This window comes from Pseudomonas sp. SP16.1, from assembly GCF_052682975.1.
Genome location: NZ_JBQYFZ010000001.1, coordinates 2,978,521 through 3,004,190, shown reverse-complemented (window position 1 = coordinate 3,004,190; position 25,670 = coordinate 2,978,521). Strand labels below are relative to the sequence as shown.

Here is a 25,670-nt window from a genome sequence, read left to right as displayed (position 1 = left end):
AACCCATGACTGCCACACTCGAAGCGATCCAGGCCGATATCACCACGCTGGACGTCGACGCCGTCGTCAACGCCGCCAACAGCTCGCTGCTCGGTGGCGGCGGGGTCGACGGCGCCATTCACCGTGCCGCCGGGCCGGGGCTGGTGGAGGCCTGTCGGCGCCTGGGCGGTTGCCCTACCGGCGAGGCGCGGCTGACGCCGGGCTTCGCGCTGCCGGCGCGTTATGTGATCCATGTGGTGGGGGCGGTCTGGCGCGGCGGCGACCAGGGCGAGGCGCAGCTGTTGGCCGGCTGCTACCGCAATGCGCTGCGCCTGGCCGCCGGGCATGACTTGCGCAGCATCGCCTTTCCGGCCATCAGCACCGGCATCTACGGCTATCCGCCGGAGCAGGCCGCCAACATCGCGGTGGCGACGGTACGCGAGGAGATCGCGCACCTTCCATCGATCGAACGCGTGCTGTTCTGCTGCTTTTCTCCCGCCGATCTCGCGCGCTATCGGGACCTGCTGCCGTAGGGTTCGCCGTGCGCACCAACTCTCAGCGATTCGGTGGCGATCGTGGGATATCGGGTGAAATGCGGTGCGCACGGGCTTGGCAGGCGTAGGGCGGGTGCAACCCGCCAATGGCGGTATGGCGTACAGCAGATGGCTCGCGACTATTCCACCCGCTGCTGACCGGTGAACTGCAGCGTCACCTTGCAGCGCCGGCAATAGTAGCGCCGGCCTTTGGCGACCAGGGCGTGGCGCTGGGCGGAGAAGGGGAATTCGCCCTCGGGGCAGCTGCAGCGGTAGATGAAGCGGCTCACCTTGCGTCGCTGCACTTCGTAGCTGTGGCAGCGATCGGCCGGCAGTTCGTAGACCCCACGCATGATCAGTTGCCATTCCTCGCCATGCGGCTGGATGCGCGGGCCGAACAACTGGTGGGCGATCAGGTGCGCGACTTCGTGGGCCACGGTCTGGCGCAGGAAATCCTCGCGGTTGTCGCGGTACAGCTGCGGATTGAAGCGCAGCTTGTTTTCCGTCAGATGGGCCACGCCGGCCTTCTGCCCGCGCAGCTTGAAGCTAATCTGCGGACGGGCGAAGCGTTGCTTGAAGAAGGCCTCGGCCAGTTGGTAGCAGGCCTCGACGCGGGCGTGGAGCTGTTCGGGCATGGGACGGCGCTGCGGGTTGCGGACGAGCGATTATGCCGCAAGCGCCGCCGTCGTGCAGGCGTCACTCGCGCCTCGGCTCCTGCGCACGTTGCTGCCCGGTGCCGTAGCTCTGGTCCTGCGGCACGCTGCGCTGGTAGTCCGGCTCAAGCCTGTAGGACCAGAACAGGATCATGCTGACCAGAATGGTGACCAGCACCAGTAGCGCCACGCCGACCATGGAGGAGGCATAGAGAAAGCTCTGCTGATGGTCGATGCGCATGAAGCGTGGCAGGCCGACATAGAGCAGGTAGCTGGAATGCGCGCAGGCGAGCAGCAGCACCAGGACGGCCAGCCAGCGCATGGGGTAGAGCGCCGCGATGCCCGCCAGGAAGAACGGGGTGCAGGTGTAGGCGATGAAACCGATGCACTGGTTGAAGGTCGGCCTGGCCTCGAAGGTGCGCGACATGTAGCGCAGGAAGTAACCCATGATGAACACGCCGATCAGGATCGTCAGGTACAGCAGCACGCTCAGTTGCAGCGCGCTGACCAGGTCCAGGCGCACCCGTTCCCGTTCCACCAGGCTCCAGCCGACCCAGTGGGTGCCTATGAACAGGCATACCGCGGGGAGCAGGTTGAACAGCAGCAGGTAGGGCAGGTAGTTGCAGCTGTTGCGCTCCTCGTCCCGGCGAATGGCCGTCCAGGCTCTGTCCGGGCGGGTGAGCAGGGTATAAAGGTTGGCATACATGGGGGCACCCCTCTGTCACCGACGCGGCCGTTGCGCCGCCTTCTCCTTTTTTGGAGCCGCCGGTTTTTCCAGTGGTTCAACCCAAATGCCGCCGGGGCCGCAACGAAAAGGCCGCCCGAAGGCGGCCTGAGCGTCACGTCGTCCAGCTTGTCAGTTGGTGTAGACCGGGCCGACCCCAAGCCCCCAGAGGATCACCGAACTGGCGATCATCGCCACCAGCACCACCAGACCCACCGCCAGCACCGAGCTGGAGAACATGAAACCCTCGTCCTCGGGGATGTTCATGAAGGTCGGGATGCCGACGTAGAGCAGATAGACCGTGTAACAGATGGCCACCGTGCCGACCACCATCGCCAGCCACAGGTGCGGGTAGAGCGCCGCCAGGCCGCCGATGAACAGCGGGGTGGCGGTGTAGGCTGCGAACACCACGCACTGGGTCAGGGTCGGGTTGGCGTCGTAGGTGCGCGCCATCCAGTGGATGAAGGCGCCCATCACCGCCACCCCGGCGAGCATCGCCAGGTAGGACATGATGGTCATGCTCAATGCGCTGCCCTCGGTCAGCATCACCGGTGCTCGGTCGCCTATCGACCAGCCCACCTGGGTGGTGCCGATAAAGGCCGAGATCGCCGGAATCGCGGCGAGGATCAGCACGTGGGTCAGGTACATGTGGCTGATGGTTTCTTCCTCGCCACGGATTTCTTGCCATTCTTGGTCGGGATGGGTGAAGAGCCCCCAAACGTGGTGGATCATGCCAGACACCTCCTCTTTTTATGTCGGTCGCCCCCCAGCGAGCGCCCGGCGCGCGTATGCAGCGCCACCGGGTGCCAGGCCGAACCTATGCGACCGTATGTCGCAGTATAGGCAGGAGCTGGAGGGCGCGTGGTGTCTGGCTTTAGAGCGAATTGCTCTCTGTGGGTCAGCTGTAATAGCGCTCTAGAATTTCCATGGCCTTGTTGATCGACTGCAGCCGCTCTGTGTTGCCGCCGCGATCCGGATGGTGCTGGCTGACCAGCTGGCGGTAGCGATGCTTGATGCGCGACAGGTCGAGCGGGCTGTCGTCGTCCAGTTCGAACAGCGCCAGCGCCGCCTGTTTCTCCTCGCCGCCCTGCATGCGGGTCCAGAAGCTGGCCAGCAGGCGCTCCACATCGCGCTCGTCGGTGTGCTTGAGGTTGTCCAGATCCAGGTAATAGTCGCGCAACCCGTCGCGCTCGCTGAGTGCCGCGCTGCCGGCCCGGTAGGGCTGCAGGCGGATGCACAGCGGGCTGATCTGCAGCAGGTGGCGGCGCTCCTGCCAGAGCCGTTCGCGCAGGCGGTAGAGGGCGTTGAACAGCAGGAAATGGGTGCGAAACAGCACCAGCCTGTCGGTCAGCGGCAGGTTGGGGATGTGCCCGCTGTGGCGCTGCTTGAGCTGCTGGATCAGCTGGTACTCGGCCAGGCCTTCGGGTGCGGCGAGCAGCAGTTCGAGCACCTGGTCGGCCAGGTCCAGGGCGGGGTCGAGGTCGTCATTCATCGGCCGAGCCTAGCATTTCGCCGCCGCTGGGGTAGGGCGAGCGGGTCATTATGCGTAAAATGTCGCGCTTTCGTTCCTACCCCCGGATTCCGACGCACCATGGGCACCCTCTCGGTCAACCAGAACAAACTGCAGAAGCGCATTCGCCGCCTGGCCGGCGAGGCCATCACCGACTTCAACATGATCGAGGATGGCGACAAGGTGATGGTCTGCCTGTCCGGCGGCAAGGACAGCTACACCATGCTCGACGTGCTGCTGTACCTGCAGAAGGTGGCGCCGATCAGGTTCGAGATCGTCGCGGTGAACATGGACCAGAAGCAGCCGGGCTTTCCCGAGCACGTGCTGCCGGCCTACCTGGAGTCCATCGGTGTTGCGTACCACATCATCGAGAAGGACACCTACTCGGTGGTCAAGGAGAAGATTCCCGAGGGCAAGACCACCTGCTCGCTGTGCTCGCGCCTGCGCCGCGGCACGCTGTACACCTACGCCGACGAGATCGGCGCGACCAAGATGGCGCTGGGGCACCACCGCGACGACATCCTCGAGACCTTCTTCCTCAACATGTTCTACGGCGGCACGCTCAAGGCCATGCCGCCCAAGCTGCTGTCCGACGATGGCCGCAACGTGGTGATCCGCCCGCTGGCCTACTGCGCCGAGGCCGATATCGAGGCCTACAGCCAGCTCAAGGAGTTCCCCATCATTCCCTGCAACCTGTGCGGCTCGCAGGAGAACCTGCAGCGTCAGGTGGTCAAGGAGATGCTGCAGGAGTGGGAGCGCAAGAGCCCGGGTCGGGTCGAGATCATGTTCCGCGCGCTGCAGAACGTGCACCCCTCGCAACTGGCCGACCGCAACCTGTTCGACTTCCAGAGTCTGAAGATCGACGACAGCGCCACGCCGCGCTTCGTCGATGTGATGAGCCTGTAAGGCATCGCGGCTAAAGCCCCTCCCAGCCGCAGCCCGGATGCAATCCGGGGCAGCGCCGTAGCACGTAGGGTGGATGTCGCTGTTTACATCCACCAGCACCATGCATGGTGGATCGATGAAGCGTGATCCACCCTACGCCAGGCGACTCGATCTGTCAGAGACGCTTTAGCCGCGACGCCCATTTCCAAGGCCCGCTTGCCAGGCCGCAAAGGCCTGGAGTAAGGTTCGGCCATCGTATCGGAGAACATCATGTCGTCCAGCCACAACCTCCTGTCCTCGCTCCACGCCGGTGCCGCTCGCGCCGCGCTGGCGCGTGCGCAGGTGGTGGTCGCTGCCGCGTATTACTTTGGGTATTGGTTTAGCCACAGGCGCGCCTGATACCCCACAGGCGCCCTAGCAAGCAGGGTCGCCACCAGAGACGTTTTCACAAACCCCCGGTCGGCAACCCGACCGGGGGTTTTGTTTTTTCCGGCCGAAAACGGCCACAGATCGAGGAAGCACAGATGAACCGTTATTACCGTAACTACCGCTACGACTGGCGATTTAGCAGCGTCACCACCGCCCTGACACCTTTGCAACGAACACTCAGCTAGCGCCGCTGCGGCATCGACCGCGCCGGCCAAGGAACCGCCAGATCATGAATGCATCCGTCTCCGCTCAACTCGCCTCCAGCGTCACCTCCATCGCCCGCCGCAGCGCCCAGCCGCTGCCCAGCCCCGCCGTATTGCGCCAGCGCCTGCCGTTGCCCAACGCCCTTGCCGACCGTATCGCCGCCGACCGCGCCGCCATCCGCGCCGTACTCGATGGCCGCGATTCGCGCCTGCTGGTGGTGGTCGGCCCCTGTTCCCTGCACGACCGCGAATCAGCCCTCGAGTACGCCGAGCGCCTGGCCGCACTGGCGCCGCAGGTCGAGGACCAACTGCTGCTGGTGATGCGCGCCTATGTGGAGAAGCCGCGCACCACCGTGGGCTGGAAGGGCCTGCTGTACGACCCGCGGCTGGACGGCAGCGGCGACATGGCCGAGGGCCTGCGCCTGTCGCGCCAGCTGATGCTGGACATCCTCGCCCGCGGCCTGCCGCTGGCGACCGAGCTGCTGCAGCCGCTGGCTGCCGGCTACTTCGACGACCTGCTCGGCTGGGCGGCGATCGGCGCGCGCACCAGCGAGTCGCAGGTGCACCGGGAGATGGTCAGCGGCCTGGATCTGCCGGTCGGCTTCAAGAACGGCACCGACGGCAGCGTCGGCATCGCCTGCGACGCCATGCGTTCAGCGGCGCATCCACACCAGCACTTCGGCATCGACGACCTCGGCCATCCGGCGCTGCTGCACACCGCCGGCAACCCGGACACCCACCTGGTGCTGCGCGGCGGCCACGGCGCGCCGAACCATGACGCCGCCAGCGTCGCGGCGGCGCGCGAGGCGCTGCAGCGCCAGGGCATCGCGGCGCGGATCATGGTCGACTGCAGCCACGCCAACAGCGGCAAGGACCCGCAGCGCCAGCCGGAAGTGCTGGCCAGTGTGATCGAGCAGCGCCTGGCCGGCGATACCAGCCTGCGCGGGGTGATGCTCGAAAGCCATCTGTTCGACGGCTGCCAGGCACTGACCGGCGAGCTGCGCTACGGCGTGTCGATCACCGACGGCTGCCTGGGCTGGGGCGGTACCGAAAGCGCCCTGCGCCAGGCCGCCGAGCGGTTGCGCGGCGCGCGCTTGTAGGAGCCGCGCCTCGCGGCGAATGGTGGTTACCCCGTCGGTCTGGCTGGATGACTGCAGACGCTTCGCCCCGGGGCGGGGCTCCTACGGAATAGGTGTTCGACGGGCTTGCGAGGATGCGGCCTCTGCGTGCAGGCTTCGGCGTTCGATTTGTTGACGGTGTGATCCCATGCGCGATTACCAATGGCTGCACGAATACTGCCTCAACCGCTTCGGCTCGGCGCAAGCGCTGGAGGCCATGCTGCCGCAGCCGCGCGGCGACGCCGAGCTGCGTGCGCTGAGCGACGACCGCTACCTGTCCTTGATCAGCCTGCGCATCTTCCGCGCCGGCCTCAAGCACAGCCTGGTGGACGCCAAGTGGCCGGCATTCGAGGAGGTGTTCTTCGGCTTCGACCCGGAGAAGGTGGTGCTGATGGGCGGCGAGCGCCTGGAGAACCTGATTCAGGACGCGCGGCTGATCCGTCACCTGGGCAAGCTGAAAAGCGTGCCGCGCAATGCCCAGTTCATCCTCGACGTGCGTCGTGAAAAAGGCAGCTTCGGTACCTTGATCGCCGACTGGCCAGTGAGCGATATCGTCGGCCTGTGGAAGTACCTGGCCAAGCACGGCAGCCAGCTCGGCGGCATGTCGGCGCCGCGTCTGCTGCGCATGGTCGGCAAGGACACCTTCATTCCCACCAACGACATGGTCGCCGCGCTCAAGGCTCAGGGCATAGTCGACAAGACCCCGACCAGCCAGAAGGAGCTGGCCGCGGTGCAGGCCGCCTTCAACCAGTGGCACGCCGAGAGCGGCCGGCCGCTGTGTCAGCTGTCGGTGATGCTGGCGCATACGGTCAATCATTGAGGCACCTGCGGGAGGCGCTTTAGCGGCGACTACCTGTCGCGGCTAAAAACCCTCCCACGGAATGTGCGCTCAGAGCACACCGCCGTCCTTGCGCCTGGCCTCGCGAAACTCCCCCGGCGTCTGCCCGGTCCAGCCCTTGAAGCTGCGGTGGAACGAGCGTGCCTCGGTAAAGCCGAGGTAGCAGGCGATATCCTGGATCGCCAGGTCGCTGCGCAGCAGGTAGTGCTCGGCCAGCTCCTGGCGCAGTTCGTCGAGGATCTGCTGGTAGCTGGTGCCGGCCTGCTGCAGGTGACGCTGCAGGGTACGCACAGTCATGTCGAACTTCTCCGCCACCCGTTCCTTGCGCGGCAGGCCGTCTTTTAGCAGCAGGCGCAGGGCGTTCTTCACCCGTCGCGGCAGCGGCTCGTCCTCGTCCAGCCCGGCCATCAGCGCCAGGGCGTGTTCCTCCAGGGTGCGCAGCAGGTTGGCATCGGCCTGGCGCAGCGGCACGGCCAGGTAGTCCAGCGGCACCAGCAGGGCGTTGCAGGGTTGTTCGAACAATACCGGGCAGCCGAACAGGCTCTGGTACTCGCCGAGGTCGGTGCCGGCCGGCTGCGAATGTTCGAACCACACCTCGCGCGGTGAATGCTCGGAGTCGGCGATCCAGCGCGCGTACAGCAGCCAGGAGGCGAGCACGTTCTCCACCATGTGCCTGCGCACCTGCGGCGCCTGGTGGCGGCAGCTCCAGATCAGCCGCACATGGTCGTCGGCCATTTCCAGGCGGCTGGTGCCCATGTCGCCGACCAGTTTCTCGTAGGGCACGATACGGCCCATGGCCTCGCCGAGGGTGGCGCAGTTCATGGCGATATAGCCGAGCACGCTCCAGGAACCGGGCTGGACGAAACGCGCCGCGTGCAGGCCGAACAGCGGGTCGCCGGAGACCTCCAGCAGATGCGCCAGCAGGCGTTCGTGCACCTCGCTGGGGATGCGTTTGCCGTTGTCGGCCAGCTCCTGCGTGGCGATGCCGGCTGCGGCGAGTGCACGGTCGATATCCAGGCCGAGCCGTTCGGCCTGGCGCAGGTACTTGAGCAGGGCGGGAACCGAGGTGTAGCCGAGGTTTTCCATGGATTCTTCTTGTTCTGCTGTCTTGATTGGCGACAGGCGCTGGCCCGATCCGACAGTGACGGCCGGCGGCGGCTGGCTAGTATAGGCAGCCATAAGTGCCGATCGGAATGGGGGATGCGATGCGACGTTGGAACGGTTGGGGTGACGAGGCCACCGAGGTAGAGCTGCCGGCCCATGGCGAGGCCTTTCTCGCCGAGCTGATCGGCCCCGGCCAGCGCCTGGCCGACGCCAGCCTGCAGGAGGTGTTGGCCCGCGTGCCGGCCTCGCGCCTGGCCCCGCACCCGCTGGTCAGCCAGGATGCCGAGGTGCGCGTGCGCCATGCCCGCGGCCAGAGCCTGCCGGACTGGCTGGCGATGCGCTCCGGCGAGTTCGGCCAGTTTCCCGACGGCGTCGCCTGCCCGGAAAGCGCCGCGCAGATCCGCGAGCTGCTGGCCTGGGCGCAGCAGCACGACGTCACCCTGATCCCCTATGGCGGCGGCACCTCGGTGGCCGGGCATATCAACCCGCAGGCCGGTGGGCGGCCGGTGCTGACCCTGTCGCTGGAGCGCATGACGCGCCTGCTGGAGATCGACGAGGACAGCCTGATCGCCACCTTCGGCCCCGGCGCCAACGGCCCGCAGGTCGAGAGCCAGCTGCGCGCGCGCGGCTACACCCTGGGCCACTTCCCGCAGTCCTGGGAGCTGTCGACCCTGGGCGGCTGGGTGGCCAGCCGCTCCAGCGGTCAGCAGTCGCTGCGCTACGGGCGTATCGAGCAGCTGTTCGCCGGCGGCAAGCTGGAGACCTTCGCCGGCACTCTGGAGATTCCCACCTTCCCGGCCTCGGCGGCCGGCCCCGACCTGCGCGAGCTGGTGCTGGGCTCGGAAGGGCGCTTCGGGGTGATCTCCGAGGTGCGCGTGCGCATCAGCCGCCTGGCCGAACAGGAGCGCTTCTACGCGGTGTTCCTGCCCAGCTGGCAGCAGGCGCTGAGCGCCATCCGCAGTCTGGCCCAGGCACGCGTGCCGCTGTCCATGCTGCGCCTGTCCAACGCCATCGAAACCCGCACCCAGCTGGCCCTGGCCGGCCACCCGCGGCAGATCGCCTGGCTGGAAAAGTACCTGGCCCTGCGTGGCGCGCGTGACGGCAAGTGCATGCTGACCTTCGGCCTCACCGGTAACCGCCTGCAGAACGCCGCCTCGCTGAAGCAGGCGCGGCGCCTGCTGAAAGGCTTCGGCGGGGTGTTCACCGGCACCCTGCTGGGCAGGAAATGGGAACACAACCGCTTCCGCTTCCCCTATCTGCGCCACGGCCTGTGGGAGCGCGGCTACCTGGTGGACACCCTGGAGACCGCCACCGACTGGTCGAACGTCGACAAGCTGCTGAACCTGGTGGAAGCCAGCCTGCGCGACGAGCTGGCCGGCGACGGCGAGCGGGTGCACGTATTCACCCACCTGTCGCACGTCTACGGCGAGGGATCGAGCATCTACACCACATACGTATTCCGCCCCGGCGCCGACTACGCCGAGGCCATGGCGCGCTGGCAGCGCCTCAAGGCGGCGGCCAGCCGCACCATCGCCGCGAACCGCGGCACCATCAGCCATCAGCATGGCGTCGGCCGCGACCACGCGCCCTACCTGGCGGCGGAGAAGGGCGAGCTGGGCATGGCCACGCTGCGCAGCCTGGCCACGCATTTCGACCCGGAGCAGCGCCTGGCTCCCGGCGTGCTGCTGCAGGACTGAAGATGGAACCCTGGAACGCCACCTGGCGCGAACGCGCCCTGCCCGAGCTGGCCGCGCGTGACTGGGATCTGCTGGTGATCGGCGGCGGCATCTGCGGCGCCGGCATCCTGCGCGAAGCCGCGCGGCGCGGCTGGCGCTGCCTGTTGCTGGAGCAGCGCGATTTCGCCTGGGGCACCTCCAGCCGCTCGTCGAAGATGGTCCATGGCGGCCTGCGCTACGTCGCCAAGGGCCAGCTGGGGCTGACCCGCGACTCGGTGCGCGAACGCCAGCGCCTGCTCGGCGAGGCGCCGGGGCTGGTCGAGCCGCTGAGCTTCGTCATGCCGCACTACCGCGGCGGCTTCCCCGGGCCGAAGGTCTTCGGTGGCCTGCTCAGTCTGTACGACGCCCTGGCCGGCAAGCGCAACCATCTGTTCTACCCGCTGCAGCAACTGCGTTACCTGGCGCCGGGCATCCGCGAGGACGGCCTGCTCGGCGGCACGCGCTTCTTCGATGCGGTGACCGATGATGCGCGCCTGGTGCAGCGCGTGCTGGGCGAGGCGCGCGGCGAGGGCGGCGAGGCGCTCAACGGCATGCGCGTGGTCGAGTTGCTGCGCGAGGCGGGCAGGGTGGTCGGTGTGCTCGCCGAGGATGTCGAGACGGGCAACCGCTACCGCCTGCGCAGCCGCGCCGTGGCCCAGGCCACCGGTGCCTGGGCCGATCGCCTGCGCCAGCCGGGCAATGGCCGCATTCGTCCGCTGCGCGGCAGCCATCTGCTGCTGCCCGGCTGGCGCCTGCCGGTGGCGCATGCCTTCAGTTTTATGCACGTCGCGGATGGGAGACCGGTATTCGTCTTCCCCTGGGAGGGCGCGACGGTGATCGGCACCACCGATCTGGATCATGCCGGCGATCTGGACACCGAGGCCGCCATCAGCGCCGAGGAGGTCGACTACCTGCTGGCCGCCTGCGCCCAGCAGTTCCCGACCGCCCAGGTGACGCGCGGCGATGTGCTGTCGACCTGGGCCGGCGTGCGCCCGGTGGTGGGCGATGGCAGCGCCGGGCTCAAGCCCTCGGACGAGAAGCGCGAGCATGCGCTGTGGATCGAGCCGGGCAGCGCGACCCTGGCCGGCGGCAAGCTGACCACCTTTCGCCTGCTGGCGCTGGAGGTGCTGCGCGCCTGTGCGGGCTTCGTCGGCAAAGCGGTGGACGATCAGGGCGGCGCGGTCTTCGCTTCGAGTACGCCGACGCCGATGCCGGCATTGACTCCGGCGCAGCAGCGCCGTCTGGCCGGGCGCCATGGCCGCCAGCTGGGCGAGGTACTGCGCCTGATCGACGAGGTGGGCGGCGATTGCGTCGCGGGTACCGACACCCTGTGGGCCGAGCTGGCCTGGGCCGCCGAGGGCGAGCTGGTGCTGCACCTGGACGATCTGCTGCTGCGCCGCACCCGCCTGGGCCTGCTGCTGGCAGGCGGCGGTCGCGCCGAGCTGCCGCGCATCCGCGCGCTGTGCCAGCCGCGCCTGGGCTGGAGCGATGCGCGCTGGCAGCAGGAAGAGACGGATTACCTGGCGCTGTGGCGGCGCTGCTATAGCTTGCCGTAAGGTGCGCCGTGCGCACCAATGAACGAGCACGATAAGGACCGCACCTTGAGCGAACCAAGCTACCTGCTGAGCATCGACAACGGCACCCAGAGCGTGCGCGCGCTGCTGTTCGATACCCAGGGCAACCTGCTGGCCAAGGGCAAGGTGGAGCTCGACCCCTACTTTTCCAGCCAGCCCGGCTGGGCCGAGCAGAACCCGGAATACTACTGGGCCAGCCTCGGCGAGGCCTGCCGCCTGCTGTGGCAGCAGGTGGATATCGACCGCAGTCTGATCAAGGGCGTCGCCGTCACCACCCAGCGCGGCAGCATCATCCATGTCGATGAACAGGGCGCGCCGTTGCGCCCGGCGATGCTCTGGCTCGACCAGCGCCGCGCCGAGGTCCATGGGCGGATCAAGGGCCCCTGGGGCTGGCTGTTCAAGCTGGTGCGGGCCGAGGAGGCGGTGGATCACTTCCGCGCCCAGGCCGAGGTCAACTGGGTCGCCCAGCATCAGCCGGATGTCGCCGCGCGCACGCACAAGGTGCTGCTGCTATCCGGGTTTCTCACCCAGCGCCTGTGCGGCCGTTTCGTCGACTCCACCAGCAGCTGCGTGGCCTACCTGCCGTTCGACTACAAGCGCCTGCGCTGGGCCGCGCCGGGCGACTGGAAATGGCAGGCGCTGAAGGTGCGCCCCGAGCAGTTGCCCGAGCTGGTCAAGCCGGGCGAGCGCCTGGGCAGCATCACGGCCGCCGCCAGCCGCCATACCGGTATTCCCGAGGGCCTGCCGCTGATCGCCGCCGGCGCCGACAAGGCCTGCGAGGTGCTGGGTTCCGGCGCGCTGGAGGTCGGCACCGCGTGCCTGTCCTACGGCACCACGGCGACCATCAACACCATACGCAGTCGCTATCTGGAAACCATCGCGCTGATCCCGCCGTACCCGGCGGCGCTGCCGGATCACTTCAACACCGAGGTGATGATCTACCGCGGCTTCTGGATGGTCAGCTGGTTCAAGCGCGAATTCGGCCTGCGCGAGATGCAGCGTGCCGAGGCGCTGGGCGTGCCACCCGAGGCGCTGTTCGACGAGCTGGTCAACGCCGTGCCGCCGGGCTCCATGGGCCTGATGCTGCAGCCGTACTGGACGCCGGGTATCCGCGAGCCGGGGCTGGAGGCCAAGGGCTCGATCATCGGCTTTGGCGACGTGCATACCCGCGCCCACCTGTACCGGGCGATTCTGGAGGGATTGGCCTACGCCCTGCGCCAGGGTAAGGAGCGCATCGAGAAACGCTCGGGCACCCGTATCGAGCGCCTGCGTGTGTCCGGCGGCGGTTCGCAGAGCGATGCGGCGATGCAGCTGACCGCCGACATCTTCGGCCTGCCGGCCGAGCGCCCGCACCTGTACGAAACCAGCGGCCTGGGCGCGGCGATCAACTGCGCAGTGGGCCTGGGCCTGCATGTTGACTACCCGAGCGCCATCGCCGCGATGACCCGCGTCGGCCGGGTATTTCATCCCGACCCGGCGGCGCAGCGCATCTACCAGCAGCTGTACGGGCAGGTCTACCAGCGCATGTACCGCCAGCTCAAACCGCTGTACCAGCGCATCCGCAAGATCACCGGCTATCCGGCCTGAGGTTGTCGGAGATGTCGTAGGAGCCAGCTTGCTGGCGATGCCGTTAATCGATGATCGCCAGCAAGCTGGCTCCTACAAAAAGATCGCCCTCCGGAGCGGAGGGCGGTTGGTTCTGCTTCAGGCCACATCCACCAGCACGATCTCGCTGTCTTCCTGCGCCTCGATGCGGATCAGCGCCTCGTCGGCGATGGCCACGCCGTCGCGCGCCTGGGCGGCCACGCCGTTGACCCTGAAGGCGCCGGTCGCGCCCACCAGATAGGCCTTGCGCCCGGGTTGCAGAACATACTCGGCGCTCTGCCCGGCCTTGACCGTGGCCGCCACCAGACGCGCATCGGTACGAATGCGCAGGGCGTCGGCGTCTTCCTCGTAGCCGCTGGCCAGGGTGACGAAGGCACCGGCACGATCCCCCTTGGGGAAGGGTTTGGCACCCCAGGACGGCGGCAGGCCGGCCTGGGTCGGCTGGATCCAGATCTGGAAGATCCTGGTGGTCTCGTCCTCCAGGTTGTACTCGCTGTGGGCGATGCCGGTGCCGGCGCTCATCACCTGCACGTCGCCGGCCTCGGTACGGCCCTGGTTGCCCAGGTTGTCCTGATGAGTGATCGCGCCCTGGCGCACGTAGGTGATGATCTCCATGTCGCGGTGCGGATGCGGCGGGAAGCCCGAGTGCGGGGCGATCTCGTCGTCGTTCCACACCCGCAGGCGGCCCCAGTTCATCCGCGCGGGGTCGTGGTACTCGGCGAAGGAGAAGTGATGACGGGCATTGAGCCAGCCGTGATGGGCGCCACCGAGTTGGGCGAACGGACGTACTTCGATCATGGTCAATCCTCCAGTCATGCCGCGGGCTCAGTCCCGGGCAAGTCGATGGCGCTATAGTCTGTTTATATTTATCGATTTAAAAGCGCAATTATTTCGACATAACAATCTAATATTTAGATATCTTGTCCGGCGCAGAGCCATCAGGCTGGTATCTACGTCCATCGGAGGATGACGATCATGGGTAAGCGCAAGGCCTGGCTGATCCTGCACGGCAAGCAGGCGCTGAACGAGGAGGTGCGGGCAGCGGTGGCCGAACTGCGCGAGCGCGGTTGGCAGCTGGCGGTGCGCCTGACCTGGGAGTCGGGCGATGCCCGGCGCCTGGTGCAGGAGGGGCTGGCGGCGGCGTATCCGATCCTGATCAGCGGTGGCGGCGACGGCACGTTGCGCGATGTCGCCGAGGCCATGCTCGAGGCCCGGGCCGACGCCAGTCTGGCCATGTTGCCGCTGGGCACCGCCAACGATTTCGCCCGCGCCGCCGGCGTGCCGCTGGTCGCGGCCGAGGCGCTCGCGCTGCTCGAGGAGGCGCCGCGCCCGGTGGATCTGGGCCTGGCGGGCGGGCGCGTATTCGTCAATATGGCTACCGGCGGCTTCGGCTCCACCGTCACCGCGCATACCTCGGAGGAGCTGAAGAAGGTCTTCGGCGGCGCCGCCTACCTGCTCACCGGCCTCGGCCGTTTCGCCGAGTTGCGCTCGGCGTACGGTCGCTTCCGCGGGCCGGGTTTCGAGTGGGAGGGGGATTTTCTCGCCATGGGCATCGGCAACGGTCGCCAGGCCGGCGGCGGGCATGTGCTGTGCCCGGAGGCGCTGGCGGACGACGGGATGCTGGATCTGTGCATCGTGCCGGCGCCGCAGGACATTCCGGCGACGCTGGGCACCCTGCTGTCGGGCGGCATGCTCGGCCTGGAGACGGTGTCGATCCGCACCCGGCTGCCGCTGGTCGAACTGGAGGCCCCGGAGGGCCTGGCCTTGAACCTCGATGGCGAACCGACGCAGAGCAGTCGGCTGCGCTTCGAGACCCGTGCGGCGGCGTTGCGCATGCACCTGCCGGCCGATTCGCCCTTGCTTGGCGGCTGAGGGACGCTCAGGCATGATGGCGCCACGCCAACAGCGCTCCAGCGGCAGCGCGCGCGGCCGATAACCTGACGCCAGACTCGTCTTAACACTTCAGGAGCGCGCAATGGCCGGCATCCTCGATTCAGTAGATCAGCGCACCCAACTGGTTGGTGAGAACCGCCTGGAAATCCTCATGTTCCGCCTGGCCGGGCGCCAGCTGTTCGCGATCAACGTGTTCAAGGTGCAGGAGGTGCTGCAGCTGCCCAGGCTGACCCTGATGCCGCAGCGCCATCCATTCGTCTGCGGCGTGGTCACCCTGCGCGGCCAGACCCTGCCGGTGATCGACCTGTCGCAGGCCATCGGCATGCGCCCGCTGGTGCCGGACGAGCGCAGCACCATCATCGTCACCGAGTACAACCGCTCGGTGCAGGCCTTCCTGGTCGGTAGCGTCGACCGCATCCTCAACCTCAACTGGGAATCGATCCAGCCGCCGCCCGGGGGCGCCGGCCGCCAGCACTACCTGACCGCCATCACCAAGGTCGAGGAGCAGATCGTCGAAGTGATCGACGTGGAGAAGGTGCTGGCCGAGATCGTGCCGATGAGCACCAGGGTTTCCGCCGAAAAGCTCGCCGACCCGCTGCTGGAGAAGGCCCGTGGCCGCGAGGTGCTGCTGGTGGACGACTCCAGCGTGGCCCTCAGCCAGCTGCGCGATACCCTGTCGCAGCTGGGCGTGCGCATGCATATGGCCAGCGACGGCCTCAAGGCCCTCAATCTATTGAAGAAATGGGCCGACAGCGGCGAGGTGATGACCGACAAGCTGCTGATGATCTTCACCGACGCGGAAATGCCGGAAATGGACGGCTACCGCCTGACCAGCGAGATCCGCAACGATCCTCGCCTGAAGGATCTTTACGTGGTGCTGCACACCTCGCTGTCGGGCAGTTTCAACGAGGCCATGGTGAAGAAGGTCGGTTGCGACAACTTCCTCTCCAAGTTCCAGCCGGACAAGCTGGTCGACGTGATTCGCCAGCGTCTGGAGCTGGACGAGCCGCGCTGATCCTGCCCCGCTTCCTGGAATAGTGCGGCAGCGGCGCTTGTGAGCCGCGCCGCCAGCTCGTATAAGGGCGTTTTGCCGACAGGAAGCCGACCCATGCTGAGTCTCTCGGAGCTGTACCGTTATCCGCTCAAGTCCGGCCGAGGCGAGGCGCTGCAGCGCAGCGCGGTCGACGGCCTGGGCCTGCATGGCGACCGCCGCTGGATGGTGGTCGAAGCCGAGAGTGGCCGCTTCATCACCCAGCGCCTTCTGCCGCAGATGAGCCAGCTCGGCGCCCTGTACGACGCGCGCGGCGGCCTGACCCTGAGCGCGCCGGGCCGTGCGGAGCTGAGTGTGGCGCTGCCCGAACCCGAGGAGAATCTGCGTGGGGTCACGGTGTGGCGCGACAACCTGCGCGTGCCGGATGCCGGCGACGAGGCGGCGGCCTGGCTCAGCGAGCTGCTGGGGCGTGCCTGTCGCCTGGTGCAGGTGCCGCAGGAGCGGGCGCGGCAGGTCGACACCGCCTACGCCCAGCCGGGCGACCGGGTGGCTTTCGCCGACGGTTTTCCGCTGCTGTTGATCGGCCAGGCGTCGCTGGACGACCTGGCGGCGCGGGTCGGTCGGCCGCTCGCCATGCTGCGTTTTCGCCCCAACCTGGTGGTCGCCGGCAGCGCGGCCTACGCCGAGGACGGCTGGAAACGCATCCGCATCGGCGAGCTGGAATTCGAGGTGGCCAAGGGCTGCTCGCGCTGCATTCTCACCACGGTGGACCCGCAGACCGGCGAGCGCAGCGCCGACCGCGAACCCCTGGCCACGCTCAAGACCTACCGCGAGCGCGAGGGGCAGGTGTATTTCGGCCAGAACCTGCTGCCGCGCGGCGTCGGCGAGCTGCAGCTCGGGATGCCGGTCGAGGTGCTGGAGTAGCGTCGCACCAAGCCCTCGGCCAGCTGCGCAGGGCGCAGCCTGCCGAGGGACCGCCTTTCACTGATCGTCGAAATAGCGCTCGTGCCAGGCCACCAGCGGGTGCGGCGCGCCCAGTTTCTGGCCGTAGATCACCGAGTAGGACAGCACGTTCTGCACGTACTGGCGGGTCTCGTCGAACGGGATGTTCTCCACCCAAACGTCGTAGCTCAGGTGATCGGCGCCGCGCAGCCACTGGCGCACGCGGCCGGGACCGGCGTTGTAGGCGGCCGAGGCGAGGATGCGGTTGCCGTTGAACTGGCCGTAGACCTGGCTCAGGTAGGCCGCACCCAGCTGAATGTTGACGTCCGGGTTGAGCGCCTGCTGCGGCGAGGCCAGGCGAATGCCGAACTTGCGCGCGGTTTCCTTGGCGGTGGCCGGCATCAGCTGCATCAGACCCATGGCGCCGACGTGCGAGCGGGCATCGGCCATGAACGCGCTTTCCTGGCGGGTGATGGCGAACACCCAGCTCGAATGCAGCTCGCGGCGCTTGGCCTCGCGCACCAGCTGGTCGCGGTGGGCCATGGGGAAGCGCACGTCCAGATCGTCCCAGTACTGCGCCTGGCTGATGGTGCGAATGGCCGGGAAGTACCACTGCATCTCGTAGGCCAGGCGCGCCTGGGCGACCAGCTCGTCGCGGCTGAACAGGCGGCTGACGTGGTACCACTCGCGACGGCCATCGACGATCTGGCCGCGATGGTGGAACTCCAGGGCGCGGCGAATGCCGGCCGTGCTGCGCACCTTCTGCACCACCCTGGGATCGAGCGCCAGCGGCTGGTTGTTGAGCTGATAGGGAGCCTTGACCTGGTCCGCGGCCATGAAGCCGTAGAAGTCGCGCTCCTTGGCCAGGGCCTGGTAGAGGGCCACCGGTTGTTGGCTATTGGGCTGCGCCAGTTGCAGGCTGCGTGCGTTCCAGTAGCGCCAGCGATTGCTGCTGGCCAGGTCGGCCGGCATGCGCTGGGTCAACTGATGGGCCTCGTCCCAGCGGCCATGGCGCAGCAGCAGGCGCGCGCGCCACTCGCTGACGGTGTTATCGCGCAGTTCGGGGTCGTACTTGGCCATCACCTGCAGGCCGCGCATGTCGAAGCGCTTGGCCAGGGTCAGGCCGATCTGCCGGGCGATGGCCACCTGTTCGTCCCGGGAGAACTCCATGCGCCGGGCATAGCCGTCCAGCAGGCTCAGGGCGTCCTCGGGACTCTGCCGGGCCAGGCGGCGCAGGCCGAGGCCGACCACATCGGCCATCGCCGCGTCGGTCGCGGCGAAACGCTCGGGCTGTTTGAGCAGATGCGGTTTCTGCGCCACCTCGACCATCAGCCTGGCGCGTGCGCCGAGGGTAGGCATGCTCTTGCTCAGGTGATTGGCCAGGCCGTAGCTGCCGGCCTCCACCGCCAGCTTGGCGCGCTGCCAGCGGCGTTGTTCGGTGAGCTGGCCATCGGCGGCCCAGCGCGCGAACAGCGGGTCGCAGGCATTGGGCTGCGACTTGCCCACCAGCCAGAGCTTCTCCGCCGTGGCGTTGCCTTCGGCGCTCAGGCCGTGGCTCAGCTGGTACTGGCCATAGAGGCAGTCCAGCTCGGTGAAGTTGAGCGCCGGATCGTAGTGGGCGAGGAACGGCTGCCAGTCGCCGCGCTCGGCCAGCCAGCGCAGCCAGCGCAGCTTCATCCAGCTGGCCTGCGGCAGGTCGCCATGCTCGGCGAGGAATTTCTCGATCTCGGCGTTGCTCGCCGATTTCAACCGGTTGGTCAGCTCGTCGTAGGCCAGGTAGGGCGTCAGTGGATAGTCGCGCAGGGCGGCCGCGTAGCGCTGGTACGGGCCGCTGTCGCCCTTGGCCAGGGCACGCTTGGCCTCGTCGTAGTACTGGCGCTGTTGCGCCAGATTGGCGGCTTGCGCATCGGCCAGGCAGAGGGTGGTGAGAATCAGGCAGGAAACGACGGAAACAAGGCGACTGCGCATGGCACTTCCAGAAACGAGCAGGTGAAGGGGCAACGGCTTCCATCCCGTTGCATGGGTTTAGCTTAGCTGTTCGCCGGGGCGCGGTGAATGCCGACGCGCCCGGCGGACACATGTGGCAAAGAACGCCCGGAGCCTTTCATGGGCGTCGCCAGCAACCGGCTCTCGGCCAGGTCGCCGGCTCGTCGAAACGGCCACAGCGCCCCGGCAACTCGGGTAGAATGCGCCGCCTGTTTCCGGAGATGCCCATGACCCTGCTCAAGTTCGCCGACGTATCCCTCGCCTATGGCGCCACGCCCCTGCTCGACGGGGTGTCCTGGCAGATCGCGCGGGGCGAGCGGGTGTGCATCATCGGGCGCAACGGCACCGGCAAGTCGAGCATGCTGCGCCTGGTCAAGGGCGACCAAATGCCCGACGACGGCGAGATCTGGCGTGCCCCGGGGCTGAAGATCGGCGAGTTGCCGCAGGAGTTGCCGCGCGCCGACGAGCGCACGGTATTCGACGTGGTGGCCGAGGGCCTGGCCGGCGTCGGCGAGCTGCTGGCGCGCTATCACCATCTGGCGCAGAACATCCACGGCGATGACGATCTCGAGCAACTGATGCACGTGCAGCAGGAGCTGGAAGCCAAGGATGGCTGGCGCCTGCAGCAACTGGTCGATAGCACCCTGAGCCGCCTGCAACTGCCGGCCGACAAGACCCTCGCCGAGCTCTCCGGTGGCTGGCGCCGCCGCGTGCTGCTGGCCCAGGCGCTGGTTTCCGAGCCGGATCTGCTGCTGCTCGACGAGCCGACCAACCACCTGGACATCGGCGCCATCGCCTGGCTGGAAGAGGCGCTGAAGGATTTCGGCGGCGCGGTGCTGTTCATCACCCACGACCGTTCCTTCCTGCAGAACCTGGCCACGCGCATCCTCGAACTGGACCGTGGCGGGCTGATCGATTGGAACGGCGACTACGCCAGCTTTCTGGTACACAAGGAGCAGCAGCTGGCGGCAGAAGAGACCGCCAACGCGCTGTTCGACAAGCGCCTGGCCCAGGAGGAAGTGTGGATTCGCCAGGGCATCAAGGCCCGCCGCACCCGCAACGAGGGGCGCGTGCGGGCGCTCAAGGCGATGCGCGCCGAACGCGCCGAACGGCGCGAGCGCCAGGGCAAGGCAAGCATCGCCCTGGAAACCGCGGACAAGTCCGGCAAGCAGGTGATGGTGGCGGAGAACGTCAGTTTCGCCCATGCCGGCGGGCCGCTGCTGGTCAAGGACTTCTCCATGGTCCTGCAACGCGGCGACCGCATCGGCCTGCTCGGCGCCAACGGCACCGGCAAGACCACGCTGCTCAAGCTGCTGCTCGGCGATCTGCAGCCGACCGGCGGTAGCATCGAGATCGGCACCAAACTGGAAGTGGCGTATTTCGACCAATTGCGTCACCAGCTCGACCCGGAGAAGACGGTGATCGACAACGTCGCCGAGGGGCGCGACTTCATCAGCATCGACGGCCAGAGTCGCCACGTACTGAGCTACCTGGGCGATTTCCTGTTCAGCCCGCAGCGGGCGCGCACGCCAGTCAAGGCGCTGTCCGGCGGCGAACGGGCACGACTGTTGCTCGCCAAGCTGTTCAGCAAGCCGGCCAACCTGCTGGTGCTCGACGAACCGACCAACGATCTGGACGTGGAAACCCTGGAGCTGCTCGAGGAAGTGCTGCTGAATTTCCCCGGCACGGTGCTGATGGTTAGCCACGACCGGGCCTTCCTCGACAACGTGGTCACCAGCACCCTGGTGTTCGAGGGCGAGGGCAAGGTGCGCGAGTACGTCGGCGGTTACCAGGATTGGCTGCGCCAGGGCGGTTCGCCGCGCCTGCTCGGCGTCGGTGAGACCAAGTCGGGCAAGGCCGAGCTGGCCAGCGCGGTGGTCGAAGCGCCGGCGCCGGTCGCGCCAGTGCAGGAGAGCGCCGAACCGGCGAAAAAGAAACTGAGCTACAAGTTACAGCGTGAGTTGGAGGCGATTCCCGGGCAGATCGATGCCCTGGAGGCGCAGATGGCCGCTCTGCAGGAGCAGATCGCCGAACCGGGCTTCTACCAGCAGCCCGTACAGACCACCACGGAGGTATTGGCGCGCCTCGACAGTCTCCAGCAGGAGCTGGATGGACTGTTGGAGCGTTGGGCAGAACTGGAAGCCTGAGCGAGAAGGCGGAGAAGCGCATGGCCATCGAGTATCGGATTACGCTCGACGACAATCATCAGTTCAGCTACAGGATCGAGCTGAGCCGTGAATATGATCCCGAGCAGGCGCAGCAGGCCCCGGCCTGGACGCGGCTGGGGCATCAACAGTGCAGCAATTGCCCGCTCGCTCGCGAGCAGTTCCGCCATTGCCCGGCGGCAGTCGATCTGCACCGGGTGATCGAGGATTTCCGCGGCCTGCCGGCATTCAAGAAGGTCAGCGTCTGGGTGCGCACGCCGGAACGCGAGTACACCAAGCAGGTCGGCCTGGAAGAGGGGTTGCGGGCCCTGCTGGGGGTGATCATGGCCACCAGCGCCTGCCCGGTACTGGGCAGGCTGCGGCCGATGGCGCACAACCACCTGCCGTTTGCCAGCAATCAGGAGTTCATCCTGCGTGCGGTATCGCTGTACCTGTCGCGGCAGTACTTCAATATGCGCGAGGGGCGCCTGGCCGACTGGGAACTCAAGGGCCTGGTGCGTCTGTTCCAGCAGCTCAAACTGGTCAACCAGGCGTTCTGGCAGCGCATCCACGACACCTGCGAGGGCGACTCCAACCTCAAGGCCTTTCTCACCTTCTTCTCGATGTCCTCGAGCATGACGGTGTCGCTGGAGACCCAGTTGCAGAAGATTCGCCCGCTGGTGATGAGCGCGGGCGAATCGTTCGACTGAGGCATCGGCGATCTCTGCCGGGGGGGCGCCGTGCGCACCTGCTGGAGGTGCGCGCGGTGTGCCGGGCCTCAGGCGCCTTTTTCCGCCTTCTTCAGGCGAACCGCGAGTACGTCGCAGGGCGCGCCGTGCAGCACGTCGTTGGCGGTGGAGCCGAGCAGCAGCGCCAGGCCGTGACGGCCGTGGCTGCCGACCACGATCAGGTCGCAACCCTGCTCTTCGGCCAGGCGATGGATTTCCTGACGCGGCTGGCCATAGGCCAGGTGGCGCTGATCGGCGGTGAGCTCCGGGTACTTGCCGGTGAAGCTGTCCAGACGTTCGCGTGCCTGTTCGAACTGCTGTTGCTGCAGCATCGACAGGTCCATCGGCACGTCGCCGCCGAAGGCCATGGCCATGGGTTCGACGATATGCACCAGAGACATCTTGGCGCCACTGGCCTTGGCCAGCTTCTGTGCACGAACGACGACGGGGTCGCACTCCTCGGTCAGGTCGACGGCGACCAGAATATGCTGGTAGGGCATGGTGAAGTCCTCGCTAAGGTAGGGATGGCTCTGCATCAAGTATGGCCCCTTTGCGCCGGCTGCGGGCGCTCGTCGAGCCGGCGCGGCACCGGCAAAGAAAGGCCCGGTGCAAGCACCGGGCCTGAATCGGGCCAGGCAGGCCGGAAACCATGGCGCCATCAATGCTGGCTGGCGGCGTACTGGGCGGATACGCCTTCCAGGCTCGCGATGATGCTGTCGGCGTACTTGTTGACCAGAAAGGGCACGGTGTTTTCGTTGTAGTTGAGCAGCGACTTCTCGATATAGCGCCATTTTGTAGTGATTGCGCGAAGATCTGAGGTGATCTCTGGGGTGTTTTGCCGTGCACGGTTGAGCTTGTCGAGTCCGCTGTTGAACTCTCCCGCCAGTTCGTCGATGGCTCGCTCGCCGCCGCCGCCGAAGAAGCTGCCGCCGACCGAGGCGCTACGCGACGCGTAGTCCAGGGCGATGCCCTGCATCAGCAGGCTCTGTTCGCGGCTGCGCTGAGTCATTGGCGGCACGCTATAGCCGCTTTCCTCCTGCATCTTGCGGTACAGCTCGGCACTGATGGCCATCAGGCGCTGGTTGTGGTCGGCCAGGTCGGCGACTGGCTGCAGGTCGGTGTAGCCCTGCTTGCGCATGGCTTCCAGCAGCATCTGCAGGCCGTCACGGTAGCTCTGCCATTCGCGCTGCAGCCCGGCGTACAGCGTCTTGGAGCCTTCGCCCGGCATTTGGTCGAGCTCATCCAGGCGGCTCTGCGCCTGCTGCAGCGACTCGCCGATCGTCCGCGCGTAGCGCTGGTCGCCTTCCATACCGTTGTACATATAGAAATCGCCCAGGCTTCTCTGCGTCGCCAGGCGCAGTTGATGCAGGCGCAACAGGTCATCGGCCGGCGCGGCGGCAAGCAGGGGGGAGGCGGCAATGCCGAGAAGCAAGGCGACCAGGACGCCCAGGGGAGAGGCAAGCGAGCGATGGCTCGACATGGATGACTCCGTGTGGCCCATCGAGGGGCTCGATTTGTTGTGCTGTCTAATCCCGCTGGCGCGATGCCAGCCGAAACTGGGACGACTGTACCCGGCGCATGATGATTTGGCTAGGCACTGCTGGCTGGACGCTATCGCCCCGGCAGGTGGCGAAATGATGCTGCATCCACGGTGCTTATTCGCTGCGCGGTGACACTGCGTCGAGCCCGGGTTGCGGAAGTCGCGAGGGAAACCGAACGAGAAGGCCAATTGACAAACGCAGGCATATCCCCGATGGTGTGCACACCCAAATCAAACGGGCGTATGAATTGAGCGTTTGCCTGGAAAGGCGCCTCCTTATGCAGCCCGATTATCGCGTCGGCGGGTGTGCCAGGCTGATTGGGGCTATTCTCGACGGCATCGTCGCGGGAGAGCCCGCCGGTCGGCTCCGATGTGTACTGTTCAGCTTCCATACCGTGGAGATCAGTTGATGATTTACGAAGGTAAAGCCATCACGGTTAAGGCTCTTGAGAGCGGCATCGTCGAATTGAACTTCGACCTCAAGGGTGAGTCCGTCAACAAATTCAACCGTCTTACCCTCAACGACCTGCGCGCCGCCGTCGACGCGATCAAGGCCGACGGTTCGATCAAGGGCGTGATTGTCACCAGTGGCAAGGACGTGTTCATCGTCGGTGCGGATATCACCGAATTCGTCGACAACTTCAAACTGCCCGACGCAGAGCTGGTGGCTGGCAACCTGGAAGCCAACAAGATCTTCAGCGATTTCGAAGACCTCGCCGTGCCCACCGTGGTCGCCATCAATGGCATCGCCCTGGGCGGCGGTTTCGAGATGTGCCTGGCCGGCGACTACCGGGTGATGAGCGAGACCGCCAAGATCGGCCTGCCGGAAGTCAAACTGGGCATCTACCCGGGCTTCGGCGGCACCGTGCGCCTGCCGCGCGTGATCGGTACCGACAATGCCGTCGAGTGGATCGCCTCTGGCAAGGAAAACCGCGCCGCCGACGCCCTCAAGGTAGGCGCCGTCGACGCCGTGGTCGCTCCCGCCAAGCTCAAGGAAGCCGCGCTGGACCTGGTCAAGCGCGCCATCTCCGGCGAGCTGGACTACAAGGCCAAGCGTCAGCCCAAGCTGGAAAAGCTCAAACTCAACGCCATCGAGCAGATGATGTGCTTCGAGACCGCCAAGGGCTTCGTTGCCGGCCAGGCCGGCCCGAACTACCCGGCCCCGGTCGAGGCGATCAAGACCATCCAGAAGGCCGCCAACTTCGGCCGTGACAAGGCGCTGGAAGTCGAGGCCGCCGGCTTCGTCAAGCTGGCCAAGACCTCGGTCGCCGAGAGCCTGATCGGCCTGTTCCTCAACGATCAGGAGCTGAAGAAGAAGGCCAAGCACCACGACGAAATCGCCCGCGACGTGAAACTGGCTGCCGTACTCGGCGCCGGCATCATGGGCGGCGGCATCGCCTACCAGTCGGCCTCCAAGGGCACCCCGATCCTGATGAAGGATATCCGCGAAGAGGGTATCCAGATGGGCCTGAGCGAGGCTTCCAAGCTGCTCGGCAAGCGCGTCGAGAAGGGTCGCATGACCCCGGCGAAGATGGCCGAGGCCCTCAACGCCATCCGTCCGACCATGTCCTACGGCGACTTCGGCAACGTCGACATCGTCGTCGAAGCCGTGGTCGAGAACCCCAAGGTCAAGCAGATCGTGCTGGCCGAGGTGGAAGGCGTGGTGCGTGAAGACGCCATCCTCGCCTCCAACACCTCGACCATCTCCATCAGCCTGCTGGCTCAGGCGCTCAAGCGTCCGGAAAACTTCGTCGGCATGCACTTCTTCAACCCGGTGCACATGATGCCGCTGGTCGAAGTCATCCGTGGCGAGAAGTCCAGCGAAGTGGCCGTGGCCACCACCGTGGCCTACGCCAAGAAGATGGGCAAGAACCCGATCGTGGTCAACGACTGCCCGGGCTTTCTGGTCAATCGCGTGCTGTTCCCGTACTTCGGCGGCTTCTCCAAGCTGCTGGGCTTCGGTGTCGACTTCGTGCGCATCGACAAGGTCATGGAGAAGTTCGGCTGGCCCATGGGCCCGGCTTATCTCTCCGACGTGGTCGGCATCGACACCGGCCACCACGGTCGTGACGTGATGGCCGAAGGCTTCCCGGACCGCATGGCTGTGGAAGGCAAGACTGCGGTCGACGTGATGTACGAAGCCAATCGTCTGGGCCAGAAGAATGGCAAGGGCTTCTATGCCTACGAGACCGACAAGCGTGGCAAGCCGAAGAAGGTCTCCGACCCGGCTGCCTACGAGCTGCTCAAGTCCATCGTGGTCGAAGAGCGTGAAGTCACCGACGAGGACATCATCAACTTCATGATGATCCCGCTGTGCCTGGAAACCGTTCGTTGCCTGGAAGACGGCATCGTCGACACCGCAGCCGAGGCCGACATGGGGCTGATCTACGGCATCGGCTTCCCTCCCTTCCGCGGCGGTGCGCTGCGCTACATCGACTCGATCGGTGTGGCCGAGTTCGTCGCCCTGGCCGACAAGTACGCCGACCTTGGCGCGCTGTACCACCCGACCGCCAAGCTTCGCGAAATGGCCGCCAAGGGCCAGAAGTTCTTCGGTTAAGCGCGCAACGACTAGAGCG

The 25,670-nt window shown here is 66.6% G+C and carries 22 protein-coding genes; 13 read left to right on the top strand and 9 right to left on the bottom strand.

All coding sequences use genetic code 11. The features are described from left to right. Window positions 1-5: 5 nt before the first annotated feature. Complete coding sequence (locus ACUTAF_RS14345) at window positions 6-512, top strand: O-acetyl-ADP-ribose deacetylase (protein ID WP_445580578.1); 507 nt, start codon at window positions 6-8, stop codon at window positions 510-512. A gap of 140 nt (window positions 513-652) precedes the next feature. Here ACUTAF_RS14345 and ACUTAF_RS14340 read toward each other — a convergent pair whose 3' ends face one another. The 4 genes from ACUTAF_RS14340 to ACUTAF_RS14325 form a co-directional block, all read right to left on the bottom strand. Next, window positions 653-1,147 (bottom strand): SprT family zinc-dependent metalloprotease, encoded by a 495-nt coding sequence (locus ACUTAF_RS14340; protein ID WP_445580577.1) that lies wholly within the window; start codon window positions 1,145-1,147, stop codon window positions 653-655. A 61-nt stretch (window positions 1,148-1,208) separates the two neighbouring features. Beyond that, window positions 1,209-1,871, bottom strand: coding sequence for a Yip1 family protein (locus ACUTAF_RS14335; RefSeq protein ID WP_445580576.1), 663 nt, complete (start codon window positions 1,869-1,871; stop codon window positions 1,209-1,211). Window positions 1,872-2,021: 150 nt separating this feature from the next. Further along, entirely contained in the window at window positions 2,022-2,621 is a 600-nt protein-coding gene (locus ACUTAF_RS14330) for a Yip1 family protein (protein ID WP_445580575.1), read from the bottom strand. 166 nt (window positions 2,622-2,787) lie between these two features. Further along, window positions 2,788-3,381 carry a DNA-J related domain-containing protein gene (locus tag ACUTAF_RS14325; RefSeq protein WP_445580574.1) on the bottom strand — a complete coding sequence of 198 codons (594 nt, stop codon included), beginning with the start codon at window positions 3,379-3,381 and terminating at the stop codon, window positions 2,788-2,790. Window positions 3,382-3,480: 99 nt separating this feature from the next. On the opposite strand from ACUTAF_RS14325, the gene ttcA reads away from it, so the two are divergent. From ttcA to ACUTAF_RS14310, 3 genes are all read left to right on the top strand, one after another. Next, window positions 3,481-4,305: a tRNA 2-thiocytidine(32) synthetase TtcA gene (ttcA, locus tag ACUTAF_RS14320; protein ID WP_445580573.1), complete on the top strand. Its 825-nt coding sequence runs from the start codon at window positions 3,481-3,483 to the stop codon at window positions 4,303-4,305. A gap of 637 nt (window positions 4,306-4,942) precedes the next feature. Beyond that, window positions 4,943-6,016: a 3-deoxy-7-phosphoheptulonate synthase gene (locus ACUTAF_RS14315; RefSeq protein WP_445580572.1), complete on the top strand. Its 1,074-nt coding sequence runs from the start codon at window positions 4,943-4,945 to the stop codon at window positions 6,014-6,016. A 166-nt stretch (window positions 6,017-6,182) separates the two neighbouring features. Further along, window positions 6,183-6,854 (top strand): DNA-3-methyladenine glycosylase I, encoded by a 672-nt coding sequence (locus ACUTAF_RS14310; RefSeq protein ID WP_445580571.1) that lies wholly within the window; start codon window positions 6,183-6,185, stop codon window positions 6,852-6,854. Window positions 6,855-6,923: 69 nt separating this feature from the next. On the opposite strand, the gene gliR is transcribed toward ACUTAF_RS14310, so the two are convergent. Beyond that, entirely contained in the window at window positions 6,924-7,958 is a 1,035-nt protein-coding gene (gene gliR, locus ACUTAF_RS14305; RefSeq protein ID WP_445580570.1) for an AraC family transcriptional regulator GliR, read from the bottom strand. 119 nt (window positions 7,959-8,077) lie between these two features. Between gliR and ACUTAF_RS14300 the strand changes: the two genes are divergently transcribed. Genes ACUTAF_RS14300 through ACUTAF_RS14290 form a run of 3 tightly spaced genes read left to right on the top strand, consistent with a single transcriptional unit; the run spans window position 8,078 to window position 12,852 of the window. Then, window positions 8,078-9,673 (top strand): FAD-binding oxidoreductase, encoded by a 1,596-nt coding sequence (locus ACUTAF_RS14300; RefSeq protein WP_445580569.1) that lies wholly within the window; start codon window positions 8,078-8,080, stop codon window positions 9,671-9,673. 2 nt (window positions 9,674-9,675) lie between these two features. Next, window positions 9,676-11,247: a glycerol-3-phosphate dehydrogenase/oxidase gene (locus ACUTAF_RS14295; protein WP_445580568.1), complete on the top strand. Its 1,572-nt coding sequence runs from the start codon at window positions 9,676-9,678 to the stop codon at window positions 11,245-11,247. A gap of 18 nt (window positions 11,248-11,265) precedes the next feature. After that, window positions 11,266-12,852: an FGGY-family carbohydrate kinase gene (locus ACUTAF_RS14290; RefSeq protein ID WP_445580567.1), complete on the top strand. Its 1,587-nt coding sequence runs from the start codon at window positions 11,266-11,268 to the stop codon at window positions 12,850-12,852. Window positions 12,853-12,969: 117 nt separating this feature from the next. On the opposite strand, the gene ACUTAF_RS14285 is transcribed toward ACUTAF_RS14290, so the two are convergent. Then, window positions 12,970-13,668, bottom strand: coding sequence for a pirin family protein (locus ACUTAF_RS14285; RefSeq protein ID WP_445580566.1), 699 nt, complete (start codon window positions 13,666-13,668; stop codon window positions 12,970-12,972). Window positions 13,669-13,845: 177 nt separating this feature from the next. Here ACUTAF_RS14285 and yegS point away from each other — a divergent pair, with 177 nt between their 5' ends. The 3 genes from yegS (at window position 13,846) to ACUTAF_RS14270 (ending at window position 16,678) form a co-directional block, all read left to right on the top strand. Continuing rightward, the gene (gene yegS, locus ACUTAF_RS14280) at window positions 13,846-14,742 is read left to right on the top strand and encodes a lipid kinase YegS (RefSeq protein ID WP_445580565.1); all 897 of its coding nucleotides are present in this window, start codon (window positions 13,846-13,848) and stop codon (window positions 14,740-14,742) included. A 103-nt stretch (window positions 14,743-14,845) separates the two neighbouring features. Then, window positions 14,846-15,778 carry a chemotaxis protein CheV gene (locus tag ACUTAF_RS14275; RefSeq protein WP_445580564.1) on the top strand — a complete coding sequence of 311 codons (933 nt, stop codon included), beginning with the start codon at window positions 14,846-14,848 and terminating at the stop codon, window positions 15,776-15,778. 93 nt (window positions 15,779-15,871) lie between these two features. Next, entirely contained in the window at window positions 15,872-16,678 is an 807-nt protein-coding gene (locus ACUTAF_RS14270; protein WP_445580563.1) for an MOSC domain-containing protein, read from the top strand. Window positions 16,679-16,735: 57 nt separating this feature from the next. On the opposite strand, the gene ACUTAF_RS14265 is transcribed toward ACUTAF_RS14270, so the two are convergent. Continuing rightward, complete coding sequence (locus tag ACUTAF_RS14265; protein WP_445580562.1) at window positions 16,736-18,664, bottom strand: transglycosylase SLT domain-containing protein; 1,929 nt, start codon at window positions 18,662-18,664, stop codon at window positions 16,736-16,738. Window positions 18,665-18,909: 245 nt separating this feature from the next. Between ACUTAF_RS14265 and ACUTAF_RS14260 the strand changes: the two genes are divergently transcribed. Beyond that, the gene (locus ACUTAF_RS14260; RefSeq protein ID WP_445580561.1) at window positions 18,910-20,829 is read left to right on the top strand and encodes an ATP-binding cassette domain-containing protein; all 1,920 of its coding nucleotides are present in this window, start codon (window positions 18,910-18,912) and stop codon (window positions 20,827-20,829) included. A 20-nt stretch (window positions 20,830-20,849) separates the two neighbouring features. After that, a complete protein-coding gene (locus ACUTAF_RS14255; protein ID WP_445580560.1) occupies window positions 20,850-21,536 on the top strand; it encodes a DUF6901 family protein in 687 nt (228 codons plus the stop codon). Between the two features lie 68 nt (window positions 21,537-21,604). Here the strand turns inward: ACUTAF_RS14255 and ACUTAF_RS14250 are convergent, their stop codons facing one another. Continuing rightward, window positions 21,605-22,054, bottom strand: a complete 450-nt coding sequence (locus ACUTAF_RS14250; RefSeq protein WP_445582453.1) for a universal stress protein — start codon at window positions 22,052-22,054, stop codon at window positions 21,605-21,607. Window positions 22,055-22,212: 158 nt separating this feature from the next. Further along, a complete protein-coding gene (locus tag ACUTAF_RS14245; RefSeq protein ID WP_445580559.1) occupies window positions 22,213-23,034 on the bottom strand; it encodes a hypothetical protein in 822 nt (273 codons plus the stop codon). A gap of 469 nt (window positions 23,035-23,503) precedes the next feature. Here ACUTAF_RS14245 and fadB point away from each other — a divergent pair, with 469 nt between their 5' ends. Then, window positions 23,504-25,651, top strand: coding sequence for a fatty acid oxidation complex subunit alpha FadB (gene fadB, locus ACUTAF_RS14240; RefSeq protein ID WP_445580558.1), 2,148 nt, complete (start codon window positions 23,504-23,506; stop codon window positions 25,649-25,651). Window positions 25,652-25,670 lie beyond the last annotated feature (19 nt).

Coding starts and splice junctions, on each gene's coding strand:
- fadB (WP_445580558.1), top strand. CDS start 23,504: ATGATTTACGAAGGTAAAGCCATCACGGTTAAGGCTCTTGAGAGCGGC.
- ACUTAF_RS14290 (WP_445580567.1), top strand. CDS start 11,266: ATGAACGAGCACGATAAGGACCGCACCTTGAGCGAACCAAGCTACCTG.
- ACUTAF_RS14265 (WP_445580562.1), bottom strand. CDS start 18,664: ATGCGCAGTCGCCTTGTTTCCGTCGTTTCCTGCCTGATTCTCACCACC.
- gliR (WP_445580570.1), bottom strand. CDS start 7,958: ATGGAAAACCTCGGCTACACCTCGGTTCCCGCCCTGCTCAAGTACCTG.
- ACUTAF_RS14340 (WP_445580577.1), bottom strand. CDS start 1,147: ATGCCCGAACAGCTCCACGCCCGCGTCGAGGCCTGCTACCAACTGGCC.
- yegS (WP_445580565.1), top strand. CDS start 13,846: ATGGGTAAGCGCAAGGCCTGGCTGATCCTGCACGGCAAGCAGGCGCTG.
- ACUTAF_RS14335 (WP_445580576.1), bottom strand. CDS start 1,871: ATGTATGCCAACCTTTATACCCTGCTCACCCGCCCGGACAGAGCCTGG.
- ACUTAF_RS14255 (WP_445580560.1), top strand. CDS start 20,850: ATGGCCATCGAGTATCGGATTACGCTCGACGACAATCATCAGTTCAGC.
- ACUTAF_RS14250 (WP_445582453.1), bottom strand. CDS start 22,054: ATGCCCTACCAGCATATTCTGGTCGCCGTCGACCTGACCGAGGAGTGC.
- ACUTAF_RS14325 (WP_445580574.1), bottom strand. CDS start 3,381: ATGAATGACGACCTCGACCCCGCCCTGGACCTGGCCGACCAGGTGCTC.
- ACUTAF_RS14310 (WP_445580571.1), top strand. CDS start 6,183: ATGCGCGATTACCAATGGCTGCACGAATACTGCCTCAACCGCTTCGGC.
- ACUTAF_RS14300 (WP_445580569.1), top strand. CDS start 8,078: ATGCGACGTTGGAACGGTTGGGGTGACGAGGCCACCGAGGTAGAGCTG.
- ACUTAF_RS14260 (WP_445580561.1), top strand. CDS start 18,910: ATGACCCTGCTCAAGTTCGCCGACGTATCCCTCGCCTATGGCGCCACG.
- ACUTAF_RS14315 (WP_445580572.1), top strand. CDS start 4,943: ATGAATGCATCCGTCTCCGCTCAACTCGCCTCCAGCGTCACCTCCATC.
- ACUTAF_RS14270 (WP_445580563.1), top strand. CDS start 15,872: ATGCTGAGTCTCTCGGAGCTGTACCGTTATCCGCTCAAGTCCGGCCGA.
- ACUTAF_RS14295 (WP_445580568.1), top strand. CDS start 9,676: ATGGAACCCTGGAACGCCACCTGGCGCGAACGCGCCCTGCCCGAGCTG.
- ACUTAF_RS14330 (WP_445580575.1), bottom strand. CDS start 2,621: ATGATCCACCACGTTTGGGGGCTCTTCACCCATCCCGACCAAGAATGG.
- ACUTAF_RS14345 (WP_445580578.1), top strand. CDS start 6: ATGACTGCCACACTCGAAGCGATCCAGGCCGATATCACCACGCTGGAC.
- ACUTAF_RS14245 (WP_445580559.1), bottom strand. CDS start 23,034: ATGTCGAGCCATCGCTCGCTTGCCTCTCCCCTGGGCGTCCTGGTCGCC.
- ttcA (WP_445580573.1), top strand. CDS start 3,481: ATGGGCACCCTCTCGGTCAACCAGAACAAACTGCAGAAGCGCATTCGC.
- ACUTAF_RS14275 (WP_445580564.1), top strand. CDS start 14,846: ATGGCCGGCATCCTCGATTCAGTAGATCAGCGCACCCAACTGGTTGGT.
- ACUTAF_RS14285 (WP_445580566.1), bottom strand. CDS start 13,668: ATGATCGAAGTACGTCCGTTCGCCCAACTCGGTGGCGCCCATCACGGC.